The organism is Pseudomonas sp. AU11447 (genome assembly GCF_001672555.2).
GTDB classification, from domain to species: Bacteria; Pseudomonadota; Gammaproteobacteria; order Pseudomonadales; family Pseudomonadaceae; genus Pseudomonas; species Pseudomonas nitroreducens.
In genome coordinates this window covers 60,133-73,228 of the sequence record NZ_LZDG02000058.1, presented here as the reverse complement: position 1 = coordinate 73,228, position 13,096 = coordinate 60,133, and the positions used below count along the sequence as shown (strand labels likewise).

General features: G+C 64.8%; 11 protein-coding genes. 2 read left to right on the top strand and 9 right to left on the bottom strand.

Annotated features, from left to right (window positions below):
- The 8 genes from A6723_RS22570 to leuC form a co-directional block, all read right to left on the bottom strand.
- Positions 1–401 (bottom strand): FimV family protein (locus A6723_RS22570; RefSeq protein WP_371914069.1); only part of this gene is annotated, 401 nt, incomplete at its 3' end.
- Between the two features lie 167 nt (positions 402–568).
- A complete protein-coding gene (locus tag A6723_RS22565; RefSeq protein WP_054909168.1) occupies positions 569–1,579 on the bottom strand; it encodes an aspartate-semialdehyde dehydrogenase in 1,011 nt (336 codons plus the stop codon).
- Positions 1,580–1,673: 94 nt separating this feature from the next.
- On the bottom strand, positions 1,674–2,861 hold the full coding sequence (locus tag A6723_RS22560) for a FimV family protein (protein ID WP_256546959.1): 1,188 nt from the start codon (positions 2,859–2,861) through the stop codon (positions 1,674–1,676).
- Positions 2,862–3,118: 257 nt separating this feature from the next.
- Positions 3,119–4,231, bottom strand: coding sequence for an aspartate-semialdehyde dehydrogenase (asd, locus tag A6723_RS22555; protein ID WP_024766916.1), 1,113 nt, complete (start codon positions 4,229–4,231; stop codon positions 3,119–3,121).
- An 80-nt stretch (positions 4,232–4,311) separates the two neighbouring features.
- Complete coding sequence (leuB, locus tag A6723_RS22550; protein ID WP_024766915.1) at positions 4,312–5,394, bottom strand: 3-isopropylmalate dehydrogenase; 1,083 nt, start codon at positions 5,392–5,394, stop codon at positions 4,312–4,314.
- 87 nt (positions 5,395–5,481) lie between these two features.
- On the bottom strand, positions 5,482–6,246 hold the full coding sequence (locus A6723_RS22545) for a class I SAM-dependent methyltransferase (RefSeq protein WP_054909167.1): 765 nt from the start codon (positions 6,244–6,246) through the stop codon (positions 5,482–5,484).
- 35 nt (positions 6,247–6,281) lie between these two features.
- A complete protein-coding gene (leuD, locus tag A6723_RS22540) occupies positions 6,282–6,926 on the bottom strand; it encodes a 3-isopropylmalate dehydratase small subunit (RefSeq protein WP_054909166.1) in 645 nt (214 codons plus the stop codon).
- An 11-nt stretch (positions 6,927–6,937) separates the two neighbouring features.
- Positions 6,938–8,365: a 3-isopropylmalate dehydratase large subunit gene (leuC, locus tag A6723_RS22535; protein ID WP_054909165.1), complete on the bottom strand. Its 1,428-nt coding sequence runs from the start codon at positions 8,363–8,365 to the stop codon at positions 6,938–6,940.
- A gap of 166 nt (positions 8,366–8,531) precedes the next feature.
- Here leuC and A6723_RS22530 point away from each other — a divergent pair, with 166 nt between their 5' ends.
- Together A6723_RS22530 and A6723_RS22525 are read left to right on the top strand one after the other, a co-directional pair.
- Positions 8,532–9,425, top strand: a complete 894-nt coding sequence (locus A6723_RS22530) for a LysR family transcriptional regulator (RefSeq protein ID WP_024766911.1) — start codon at positions 8,532–8,534, stop codon at positions 9,423–9,425.
- A 112-nt stretch (positions 9,426–9,537) separates the two neighbouring features.
- Entirely contained in the window at positions 9,538–12,411 is a 2,874-nt protein-coding gene (locus A6723_RS22525) for a GGDEF domain-containing phosphodiesterase (RefSeq protein WP_064979861.1), read from the top strand.
- 6 nt (positions 12,412–12,417) lie between these two features.
- Here the strand turns inward: A6723_RS22525 and A6723_RS22520 are convergent, their stop codons facing one another.
- Positions 12,418–13,041, bottom strand: coding sequence for a helix-turn-helix domain-containing protein (locus A6723_RS22520; RefSeq protein WP_054909163.1), 624 nt, complete (start codon positions 13,039–13,041; stop codon positions 12,418–12,420).
- Between the last annotated feature and the right edge of the window lie 55 nt (positions 13,042–13,096).

Here is a 13,096-nt window from a genome sequence, read left to right as displayed (position 1 = left end):
TACAGCGGCGGGTCCAGCAGCACGGTGTATTCGCGCAGCAGTCGACCATTGGGCCAGAGCACTTCCACGAGGAAGTTCAGGTAGGGTTCCTGCACCGGCCGGTCGGAGGTCACGCGAATGACGCTCTTGCCGTTGGGCTTGACGATGGGGGTGAACTTCAGCCCGGTCAGGAAGTACTGACGGTCGACGCCGGCCTTGTTGAAATCTTCCGGCGAAGCCAGCTTCGGGATCACCTCGGCCGCGGACAGGTCACGAACTTCGACCAGCTCGATTTCGGCATCCAGCGGCTGGTTCAGCGCCGAACGCAGGTGGATGTCTCCCAACCCCAGCGCATGCGCCATGCCCGAGGTCAGTGCCGAAGCAGCTGCGATTGCCTGCACCAGTTTGCGAAGCCGGACCATATAGTAATCCCTTGTTTTAATAGCTTTTTTCTGGATTAGAACAACGTCTATCGGGCGCCGCTGCCCACTACACCCGCCGTTTTCACGGCAGTGCTTCCCCTGTCAGCGACGTTCCCGGCCAGTATTGCCAAGCTAGAATACTTCTTCAAATATTCGGTAAGTATCTTTTACAGATAGTGTTTTATCAACAATTCGCCCAAGTTCACAGCATTTAGGGCTGCGCCTTTTCTCACATTATCTGACGCAATCCACAAATTCAGTTCGCACGAATCTGTCAGACCGGTCCGTAGGCGACCGACGTAAACCGTATCTTGTCCCTGTGCATCGCCGATGACAGTCGGGTAATCGTCTTCCACCAGCTCAATGCCGTCAGCCGCCTCGAGAGCTGCGCTGACATCGGGCAGGGAAACCGAGGCCGCAGCCTTGATGGTCAGCATCAGGGCATCACCGAAGAAAACCGGGGCCACGCTGCAGGTCACGCTCAGGCCATGCTCCAGCTCGGGGAACAGCCTTGCGAGCTCCGCCGCGATGCGACGCTCCACCGCAGAATGGCCGCGCTCGTCGACGCCACCCAACTGCGCGAGCATGTTGAAGGCGAACTGGCGATCCACCAGGCGCGGCTCCAGCGGGCGCGCATTGAGCAGCTCGGCAGTCTGCCGCGCCAGCTCCTGCACCCCCTCACGCCCCAGCGCAGAGGCGGACAGGCAGGCAGCCACATTGACCTGGCGAAGCTCCAGCACGCCGCGCAGCGCGGCGAGCACCTCGGCCACTTCGGCGGCGGGCGCTACCGGCGCCGCAATCAGGGCGGGGAGCTGCAGGGTTTCGATGGCATCGCCATTCACGCAGGCCTGGGCCAGCAGCGCGGCGGCATTGTTCAGCGAGGCACCACTGAGGTCGATCACACTGCAGCCAGCCTCGCTGGCGCGGGCGGCGCAGTCGGCAGCAGCTTCGGCGCCCACGGAGAGGAACGCCAGGCGCACCTTGGCGAAGTCGAAATCATCGAGCTTGCCGACCCGGATGTTGCGCCCACGGAAGCCTATCGACTTACCGGCGGATTCGCCGCTGGCCAGCAGATACAGGTTGGCGACGGGGAAGTCGCGCTCTTCCAGCAGTTCGACCAAAGCCTCGCCAACGAGTCCTGTGGCGCCAACTACGGCGATGTCGAGTGTTTCAGGCATCGGGGTCTCACAATCGGTGGGAAAAGTAGCGCAGCACTTTACTGCCCCCACCGGCGGCGAAGCAATCGAGCGCCCCGCCGCCTATCGCCGCAGCTCAGGGGCGCGGCTCGCCCCCGGCGGCCTGAGCGGTCAACCCTGCGGATGCCTGGGCGACCTCGCCTGCCGCTGCCTGGGGATTGCCCGCTGGCGAGGCGGCGTGGGCCTTGGCGCGATCCTGCTCGGCCAGTCGCGCGATCAGGCCGGCGATCTGCGAGTCTTTCAACTCGATCAGCTTGTTCAACTTCTGGGTCTGGCTTTCCAGGTCGGAAATCCGGCTGCGCAGTTCCTCGCCTTCACGGCGTGCGCTGTCCAGGCCTTCCTGGGCAACGGCCAACTGCTCGGCCTCCACCTTGCCTTTATCTTTACCCGGCTGGCCGGAGACCAGGCGCAGGTTGTCGCGCTCTTCGGCCTTCGCCGGCGCACTGCCCGCCTCCGCCTTGTGGGTCGCGTCCAGTTGGCGCTCCTGCTGCGCCAGTTGTGGATTGCGCTTGGCCTTCCACTGCGAATTCTGGGTTTCCACGTGGGCCACTGCCTGGGCATGGCTCTGCTCGCGAACTTGCTGTTCGCTGGGCAGACGCAGTACCTGGCCGACCTTCAGGCGATTGATGTTGCCGTCGACGAAGGCATCGGGGTTCATCCGTTGCATCGCCGCCATGGTCTGCATGACCGAGACGCTGCCGGATGGGCGATTGCGCGAGGCGATGTCCCACAGCGCGTCGTTGCGCTGGATGCGATAGCTGTCAGCCGGCGCATTGGCCACAGAAGGCGCCAACGGTTGCGCTTGCGGCGCGCGGACAACAGCAACCGGCGCAATGGCCGGCGGCGTCACGGGGCTGGCTACATAGGACGGCGGATCCAGCAACAGGGTGAACTCGCGAACCAGGCGGCCCTGCGGCCAGACGACCTGCAGGACAAAGTTCACGTACGGCTCGCGAATCGGCCTGTTCGAGCTGACATGAATGACGCCACGGCCGTTCTTGCCGATATCAGGGGTGAATTTCAGCCCGCTGGTGACCACGTTGCGGTCCACCCCGAGGCGCTCGAAGTCCTCGGCCGAGGCCAGGCTCACCACGACGTCTTCGGAGCTCATGTCAGCCGCACCGCGCAGATCGATATTGGCCGAAAGGTTCTGCCCCAGCGCCGCCCGCGAGGAAATATCGCCCAGTTCAAGGGCGCCCGCCATGCCCGGCAGGAAAGCCGCCGCCACCGCCGTTGCCAACCACAATCTGTGTAACCGAGCCATCCTCTCCCCCGCTGCTTGCTTGCCGTCGGCCGGCGCGAAAGGGCGCGCCAGAACCTGTCCCCATGGACGGGCTGCGAGGATAGCGACTGGTTCCCGGTGGCTTTTGCGGGTGCGTCACAGAAACTGGCGCCAAAGAGCCGGCAGTGACACGGGCTGGCGTTTTTGTGCGGCGGTTCACCTACACAAGGGGAACTTCTCGTGTTCCAGAAAGCACAACGCCGGCACTGGGCCGGCGTTGTGAGGTCACGCAGAGCGGATCAACGCTCGAGCAGGATGCGCAGCATACGGCGCAGCGGCTCGGCAGCGCCCCACAGCAACTGGTCGCCGACGGTGAAGGCACCGATGTACTGCGAGCCCATGTTGAGCTTGCGCAGACGGCCCACCGGAACACTCAGGGTGCCGGTAACGGCCGCCGGAGTCAGTTCGCGCATGCTGATCTCGCGCTGGTTGGGGATCAGTTTCACCCAGGGATTGTGCTGGCTGATCATGCCTTCGATGTCCGCGATGGGCACATCCTTGTTCAGCTTGATGGTCAGCGCCTGGCTGTGGCAGCGCATGGCGCCGATGCGCACGCAGATGCCGTCGACCGGAATCGGGTTCTTGAAGCGACCGAGGATCTTGTTGGTTTCCGCTTGGCCTTTCCACTCTTCGCGGCTCTGGCCGTTGGGCAGTTCCTTGTCGATCCACGGGATCAGGCTGCCGGCCAGCGGTGCGCCGAAGTTTTCGGTCGGCATGGCGTCGCTGCGGATGGCCTCGGCGACCTTGCGGTCGATGTCGAGGATGGCGCTGGAGGGGTTGGCCAGGTCATCGGCAACGGAGGCGTTGATGGCGCCCATCTGCTTGATCAGCTCGCGCATGTTCTGCGCGCCGGCGCCGGAGGCCGCCTGGTAGGTCATGGCGGACATCCACTCGACCAGGCCGGCTTCGAACAGGCCGCCCAGGGCCATCAGCATCAGGCTGACGGTGCAGTTGCCGCCGATGTAGTTCTTGGTGCCGGCGTCCAGCGAGTTGTCGATGACCTTGCGGTTGACCGGGTCGAGGACGATGACCGCGTCATCCTGCATGCGCAGGCTGGAGGCGGCGTCGATCCAGTAGCCCTGCCAGCCGGCTTCGCGCAGCTTGGGGAAGACTTCGCTGGTGTAGTCGCCGCCCTGGCAGGTCAGGATGACGTCGAGGGTTTTCAGTTCCTCGATGCTGTAGGCGTCCTTGAGGGGGGCAATGTCCTTGCCAATGGACGGGCCTTCGCCACCCACATTGGAGGTGGTGAAGAACACCGGCTCGATCAGGTCGAAGTCCCGCTCTTCCAGCATCCGCTGCATGAGCACCGAACCCACCATGCCACGCCAACCGATCAGACCTACACGCTTCATCGCTACTACACCTTCAAATATTTAGAGGGCCGTCGTTCCCGCTTTCCTACAAGAGCGCGGGAACGAGCGAGCCGGACAGATTACAGATTCCGCAGAGCCGCGACTACCGCATCGCCCATTTCGCGGGTACCGACCTTGGTGCAGCCTTCCGACCAGATGTCACCGGTGCGCAGGCCCTGGTCGAGGACCAGGCTCACGGCCTTCTCGATGGCGTCGGCGGCGGCGCCTTCGTTGAAGGTGTAGCGCAGCATCATCGAGACCGAGAGGATGGTCGCCAGCGGGTTGGCGATGCCCTTGCCGGCGATGTCCGGCGCGGAACCGTGGCAAGGCTCGTACATGCCCTTGTTGTTCGAATCCAGCGAGGCAGAAGGCAGCATGCCGATGGAGCCGGTGAGCATGGAAGCCTCATCCGACAGGATGTCGCCGAACATGTTGTCGGTCACCATCACGTCGAACTGCTTGGGCGCACGGACCAGCTGCATTGCAGCGTTGTCCACGTACATGTGCGACAGCTCGATGTCCGGGTAGTCCTTGGCGACTTCCTCGACCACTTCGCGCCACAGCTGGCTGGAAGCCAGGACGTTGGCCTTGTCCACCGAGCACAGCTTCTTGTTGCGCACGCGGGCCATGTCGAAGCCGACGCGGGCGATGCGGCGGATTTCGCTTTCGCTGTACGGCAGAGTGTCGTACGCCTGGCGCTCGCCGTTCTCCAGTACGCGCTGCTCGCGCGGTTGGCCAAAGTAGATGCCGCCGGTCAGCTCGCGGACGATGAGGATGTCCAGGCCGGCGACCACTTCGGGCTTCAGGCTGGAGGCATCAGCCAGCTGCGGGTAGAGGATGGCCGGGCGCAGGTTGCCGAACAGGCCCAGTTGCGAACGGATTTTCAGCAGGCCGCGCTCAGGGCGGATGTCACGCTCGATCTTGTCCCACTTCGGGCCGCCCACGGCGCCCAGCAGGACGGCGTCGGAGTTGCGCGCACGCTCCAGGGTCTCGTCGGCCAGCGGTACGCCGTGCTTGTCGATGGCGGCGCCGCCGATCACGTCTTCGGTCAGCTCGAAGCCCAGGGCGAACTTGTCGTTGGCCAGCTCCAGCACCTTGACCGCTTCGGCCATGATTTCCGGGCCGATACCGTCGCCGGGGAGAACCAGAATCTGTTTGCTCATCTCTCTGCTCACTTTATAAAAGTCGCTTGGCAAAAAACGTAACGCTCCGGGCGGCTCGCGCCACCCGGAGCGGTCAAAAAGCTGAAATCAGCGCTCGGCCCAGAGCACCAGCACGTCAGTGCTGAAAGAGCCCTCGGCGTCGATCTCGAAATACTCGCGCACCTCGTCGCCCATCGAAAGCTGCAGGGCACGAATGGCCTGGCGCATCACGTCGGGCGTACGCATGCGCTCGACCCAGGAGGTGAACTCCAGGCGCAGTCGCTGGCGCTTGGCAGCGGTCACCGCAAGCCCAGCCTCGCCCACCAGGCGCGCCCACTCCGACGGCGAGTAGTCACGCACGTGGCTGGTGTCGCGCAGAACCTCGACAGTCTGCAGATAGGTGTCCAGCAGAGGCAAGCCCGGCGCCGCGACATCGATGAAGCAGGCCACGCCGCCCGGCTTGAGCACCCGGCGCACTTCGCGCAGCGCCTGGCCAACATCCCGCCAGTGGTGCGCGGAATAGCGGCTGAAGACGAAGTCGAACTCACCCTCTTCGAACGGCAACTGCTCGGCGCCGCCACAACGCGTGGAGATGTTGCCCAGGCCGCGCTCGGCGGCGGCAGAAGCCACCACGTCGAGCATCTGCTGAGACAGGTCGTAAGCCACAACCTCGCCAGCCAGCGGCGCGACGTTGAAGCTTACGTGCCCTGCCCCGCAACCCAGGTCCAGCACACGCGCACCGGTAGTCGCCGACAGTCGCTCGCGCAGCTGGGCGAACTCTTCGCCCTGGGCGTGGACGGCGCTGGTCAGGTAAGCGTTGGCCTGGGCGCCGAACTGGCGCTGGACCACTTGCTCGTGGCGACTCTGGGTCATGGCTTTCTCCTTGGCTTGCGGTTGCTACGGCGCCATCAGGCGTCGCGGAACAACCAGGGTTGCTGCTGTTTATAGCCACCTTCGAAACTGCGGATGGCGTCGGCGTCCTGCAGGGTCAGGCCGATGTCGTCCAGGCCGTTGAGCAGGCAGTGCTTGCGGAACGCGTCCACTTCGAAGCTGTACTGCTTGCCATCCGGACGGGTCACGGTCTGTGCGGCCAGGTCGACGGTCAGTTGGTAACCCTCGGTGGCTTCGCACTGGGCGAACAGCTCGTCCACTTCTTCATCCTTCAGAATGATCGGCAGCAGGCCGTTCTTGAAGCTGTTGTTGAAGAAGATGTCAGCGAAGCTCGGCGCGATCACGGTGCGGAAGCCGTACTCGTCCAGCGCCCACGGCGCGTGCTCGCGGGAGGAGCCGCAGCCGAAGTTCTCACGGGCCAGCAGCACGCTGGCGCCCTGGAAGCGCGGGAAGTTGAGGACGAAGTCCTTGTTCACCGGACGCTTGGAGTTGTCCTGGTTCGGCTGGCCGACGTCCAGGTAGCGCCACTCGTCGAACAGGTTCGGGCCGAAGCCGGTGCGCTTGATCGACTTGAGGAATTGCTTGGGAATGATCTGGTCGGTGTCGACATTGGCGCGGTCGAGCGGCGCAACGAGACCGGTGTGCTGGGTAAAGGCTTTCATGTTCGGTCTCCTCAGGCCTGCATCAATTCACGTACGTCGATGAAACGACCGGTCACCGCGGCGGCAGCGGCCATCGCCGGGCTCACCAGGTGAGTACGACCGCCGGCACCCTGGCGGCCTTCGAAGTTGCGGTTGGAGGTGGAAGCGCAATGCTCGCCACTTTCCAGGCGGTCCGGGTTCATCGCCAGGCACATGGAGCAGCCCGGTTCACGCCATTCGAAGCCGGCTTCGATGAAGATCTTGTCCAGGCCTTCCTGCTCGGCTTGCGCCTTGACCAAACCGGAGCCCGGCACGACCAGCGCCTGCTTCACGGTGGAGGCAACCTTGCGGCCCTTGGCCACGGCGGCGGCGGCGCGCAGGTCTTCGATGCGCGAGTTGGTGCAGGAGCCGATGAACACGCGGTCCAGCTGGATATCGGTGATCGCCTGGTTGGCGTTCAGGCCCATGTACTTGAGGGCGCGGGTGATGGAGTCGCGCTTGACCGCATCGGCTTCGGCAGCCGGGTCCGGCACGTTCTGGTCGACAGCCAGGACCATCTCGGGCGAGGTGCCCCAGCTGACCTGCGGCTTGATGTCCTCGGCACGCAACTCGACGATGGTGTCGAAGTGCGCATCGGCGTCGGAAACCAGGTCGCTCCAGGCGTCCACGGCCTTGTCCCAGTCACCGCCCTGCGGCGAGAACGGACGGCCCTTCACGTACTCGATGGTCTTCTCGTCGCACGCCACCATGCCGACGCGTGCGCCCGCCTCGATGGACATGTTGCAGATGGTCATGCGGCCTTCCATGGACAGGTCGCGGATGGCGCTGCCGGCGAATTCCAGGGCATGGCCATTGCCGCCCGCGGTGCCGATCTTGCCGATCACCGCGAGGACGATGTCCTTGGCGGTCACGCCGAAGGGCAATTTGCCTTCCACGCGGACCTGCATGTTCTTCATCTTCTTGGCAACCAGGCACTGGGTGGCGAGCACGTGCTCCACCTCGGAGGTGCCGATGCCGTGGGCCAGCGCGCCAAAGGCGCCGTGGGTCGAGGTGTGCGAGTCGCCGCAGACCACGGTCATGCCCGGCAGGGTCGCGCCCTGCTCCGGGCCGACCACGTGGACGATGCCCTGGCGGACGTCGTTCATCTTGAATTCGAGGATGCCGAAGTCATCGCAGTTCTCGTCCAGGGTCTGGACCTGGATACGCGACACTTCGTCGGCGATGGCCTGGAGGCCGCCCTTGCGCTCGGCCTGGGTGGTCGGCACGTTGTGGTCCGGGGTGGCGATGTTCGCGTCGATGCGCCACGGCTTGCGCCCCGCCAGGCGCAGGCCTTCGAAGGCCTGCGGGGAAGTCACTTCGTGAAGGATATGGCGGTCGATATAGATGAGCGACGAACCATCGTCACGGCGCTTCACCTCGTGCATTTCCCAGAGTTTGTCGTAGAGCGTCTTGCCGGCCATCAGAGAGTCCTCATCAGCGTCTTTCTATGCCCCTAGGGCTTGTGAGGATGATGCTATGGGTTGTCGTCGAATAACTCAAATTCATATTTTTTATCCAAAGGATTCCCACAAGGAATACGGTGCGTTATAAAAGTCTGGCGCCGCATCCAGAGCGCAGGGAGTCGACATGGACCTGACCAGCCTCAACACCTTCCTCGCCATCGCCGAGTCCGGCAGCTTCTCCGAAGCCGGCGAGCGCCTGCACCTGACGCAGCCCGCGATCAGCAAGCGTATCGCCGCCCTGGAGAACCAGTTGGGGGTGCGCCTGTTCGACCGCGTAGGCCGCGAGGTGACCCTGACCGAATCCGGTCGCGCCCTGCTGCCCCGTGCCTACCAGATCCTCAATGTGCTGGACGACACCCGCCGCGCCCTGACCAACCTCAACGGCGAGGTGAGCGGCCGGCTGGTCCTGGCCACCAGTCACCACATCGGCCTGCACCGCCTGCCGCCGCTGCTGCGCGCCTTCACCAAGGCCCACCCGCAGGTCGCGCTGGATATCCAGTTCTGCGACTCGGAAGTGGCCTACGAAGAGATTCTCCATGGTCGCGCCGAACTGGCCGTGATCACCCTGGCGCCGGAAACCGCCGAGCCAGTGCGCGCCGTGCCGGTCTGGGATGACCCGCTGGACTTTGTCGCCGCCCCCGAGCACCCGCTGTCGGTACAGGGCCCGGTATTCCTCGCCGACGTGGCGCGGCACCCGGCGGTATTCCCCGGCGGCAACACCTTCACCCACCACATCGTGCGGCGCATGTTCGAAGCCGAGGGCCTGACGCCGAACATCGGCATGAGCACCAACTACATGGAGACCATCAAGATGATGGTCTCCATCGGCCTGGCCTGGAGCGTACTGCCGCGTACGATGCTGGATGACAGCGTGGTACGCCTGCCACTGCAGGACATCCAGCTCAGCCGCCAGCTCGGCTATATCCTGCATACCGAGCGCACCCTGTCCAACGCCGCGCGGGCCTTCATGCGCCTGCTCGACGCCCAGGCGGCGGGGCTTGCACCTGTCGCGGCCTAACCTCTATTGTTCTGACAGAATTAGAAGAAGGGGCCCGAATGCCCGTCCGCACGCCACCATGCGTTAGCCGGCCCCACTTGGCCGGTGCCGCCAGCTGCCGGGGAAACGCCGCATGAGCCGCGTTCCGCGCACGCCCCCGTTCGCTACCGACGGCCAGGACCAGTTCGCCAAAGCCTTTCACACCGCGCCCGACGCCATGGTCATCACCGACCGGGACAGCGGAAAATTCCTCGAACTCAACGCCAGTTTTGTCGACCACTTCGGCTGGAGCCGCGAGGAAGCGCTCGGCCGCACCTCGGTGCAGCTCGGCCTGTGGCGCAGCCTCGACGAGCGCCAGCGGATGCTCGACAGGATCGCCGCCGAGCAACAGCTCGACGGCTTCGAAGTCACCCTGCTGACCCGCACCGGTGAAGTCCGCAGTGCCCGCGTCTACGGCTGCCAGATCGAACTGGACGACCATCCCTGCCTGGTCCTGACCGTACGCGACATCACCCGTGTGCGCGCCCAGGAACAGGCCCTGCGCGACAGCCAGGAGCGCCTCGACCTGGCGCTGGACTCCGCACAACTGGGCATCTGGGACTGGCATATCCCCAGCGGCCTGCTCTACGGCTCTGCCCGCGCCGCCGTTCTGCACGAATTGCCTGACCGAGATTTCCACGGGCCCTTCGGCGAATTCTTCGCCTGCGTCGACAAGACCGACCGCGCGCGCATGCGCCAGGCCTACGCCCGCCTCGCCCGCGGACCGGAGAACGACTACCAGTTCACCTACCGCGCCCAGCTCGACTCCGGCGAAGTTCGCTACCTGGAGAGCCGCGCCCGCCTCTACCGCAATGCCAGCGGCAAGCCGCTACGCATGGCCGGCACCCTGCTCGACATCACCGAACGCGTGCTCCGCGAGCGCAGCCTGCAAGCCTCGGAGGAGAAGTTCGCCAGTCTGTTCCAGGGCAGCCCGGACCCGATCTGCGTCTCACGAGTGCGCGACGGCGAATTCGTGGAAGTGAACCCGAGCTTCTGCAGCACTTTCGGCTGGCTCGCCGAGGACATCATCGGCCGCTCGTCCCACCAGGTCACCTTCTGGGCCGATCATCACCAGCGCTCGCGCCTGTTCGAGCAACTGATGCGCGACCACGCGCTGCAGAACGTCGAAGTGCAGTTCCTCACTCGCGAAGGCCAGACCATCACCTGCATGGTCGCCAGCCGGCTGATCTGGGTCGACCGCCAGCTGTGCATCCTCTCCAGCTTCCGTGACGTCACCCGGCGCCTGCAGGCCGAGGCCGCGCTCAAGGCCAGCCAGGAGAAGTTCGCCAAGGCATTCCACTCCAGCCCCGACGCCATCACCATCACCGAGCGCGACACCGGCCGCTACATCGAGGTCAACGAAGGCTTCCACCGCCTCACCGGCTACCGCACCGACGAGGTAATCGGGCAGACAGCACTGGGTATCAATATCTGGGCCGACCCGGACGAGCGCCTGAACATGATCGCCGCGCTCAACCGCGACGGCTTCGTCCACCACCTGGAAATGCGTGGCCGCCACCGTGACGGCACGATCAAGACGGTCGACGTGTCGGTGGAGCCGATCGAACTGGGCGGCGTGAATTGCCTGCTGCTCACCGCCCGCGACACCAGCGAGCTGCGCGAGGCCGAGGCGCGCATCCAGCACCTCGCCTACCATGACGCCCTGACCGACCTGCCCAATCGCGCCCTGCTGATGGATCGCCTCAAGCAGCAGATCGCCCTGCTGCAGCGCCACAGCCTGCGCGGTGCGTTGCTGTTCCTCGACCTCGACCACTTCAAGCACATCAACGATTCCCTCGGCCACTCCGTCGGCGACTCCATCCTGCAGATGGTTACCGCGCGCCTGGAGGCCAGCGTGCGCCAGGAAGACACCGTGGCCCGCCTGGGCGGCGACGAGTTCGTGGTGCTGATCACCGGTATCGAAGGTAGCCGACTGGAAACCGCCCAGCAGGTGCGCCAGCTGGCAGAAAAACTGCGCGACCTGCTGGCCGAGCCGATGCTGCTCGACGGCCACCGCCTGCAGATCACCCCGAGCATCGGCATCGCGCTGATACCCGACGACGGCGCGACCCCGGACGACCTGCTCAAGCGCGCCGACATCGCCATGTACCGCGCCAAGGACGCCGGCCGCAATACCGTGCAGCTGTTCCACGAGTCCATGCAGCAGGCAGCCAGCGAGCGCCTGCGCCTGGAGAACGGCCTGCGCATGGCCCTCGCGCGGCGTGAATTCAACCTGCACTACCAGCCGCAGGTAGACACCCGCGATTCACGCATCGTCGGCGCCGAAGCATTGCTGCGCTGGCGCCACCCGACTCTCGGCCCGCAATCGCCGGCCAGTTTCATCCGCGTACTGGAGGACAGCGGGCTGATCGTCGAAGTCGGCCAGTGGGTCATCGAGGAAGCCTGCCGTACCGGCGCGCAGCTGCTTGCCGAAGGCCGCATCGACATCGAGAATTTCAGCCTGAGCGTGAACATCAGCCCGCGGCAGTTCCGCCAGAGCGATTTCGTCGAGCGCCTGCTGGCGCTGCTGCACAAGACCAGGCTGCCGCCCAGCCTGCTCAAGCTGGAGATCACCGAGGGCATCGTGATCCAGCAACTGGACGACACCATCGCGCGCATGGAGCGCCTGCGCGAGGCCGGCGTGCGTTTCGCCATGGATGACTTCGGTACCGGCTACTCATCGCTCACCTACCTCAAGCGCCTGCCGGTGGACAGCCTGAAGATCGACCAGAGCTTCGTGCGCGACGCGCCCAACGACAGCAACGACGCGGAAATCGTCCGCGCCATCATTGCCATGGGCCACAGCCTCGGCCTGGAACTGGTGGCTGAAGGGGTGGAAACCCCGGAGCAACTGGCGCTGCTGGCCGAGCAGGGTTGCCACCTGTACCAGGGCTACCTGTTCAGCCGCCCGGTACCGCTGGAGGAGTTCATCGCGCTGCTGCCCGGCCGCGAGCAACAGGCGACCTGAAGCCCGCTATTCGGCGGGCCGCGACTCCGACATCACCACCATCACCTGCGCCTCGTCGGCCTCGCCATCGTTGAGATAAAGATGGCCGACGCTGCTGTCGAAATAGGCCGTCTCGCGCAGGCCGATGCTCACCGACTCGCCCGTCTCGAACTGGATCCGCACGCGGCCGGCCACCACCATGGCGAACTCCTGACCAGGGTGGCGAACGTAGTCGTCGAATTCGCCGACCTCGCGGGCAAAGATGCGCGCGTACAGCGGCGTCATATTGCGTTGAGGGAAATCGCCGGCAATCGGGTAGTACTCGTAACCGCCAGTGTCGTAGCCGGCGGCATCATCCACACGGGTCTTCACGAAAGTCTTCAACCCCATCAGCCCGCCGACAGGCGGCAATGGGCGGAACAATTGCGCAATATCCACCTGCAGCGCCCGGGCGGCGGCGGCCAGCTTGTCGTAGCTCACCGCGACCTGCGCCAGCTCCATCTTCGACAAGGTGGAAACCGCTACGCCAGACAGGTCGGAGAGCTGTTTCAGGGTCAGCTTCTGTTGCTTGCGAACTGCCCGCAGGCGCGCTCCGACTTCGTCTCGATCCAGCTGCTGGGGCTTGGGTAGTGCTTGGGCGGTTTCGCTCATGGGACTTCTCGTGAGGGGGCCGACGAAAGTTTACCGGGCCTTGCCTTTGTCGCAA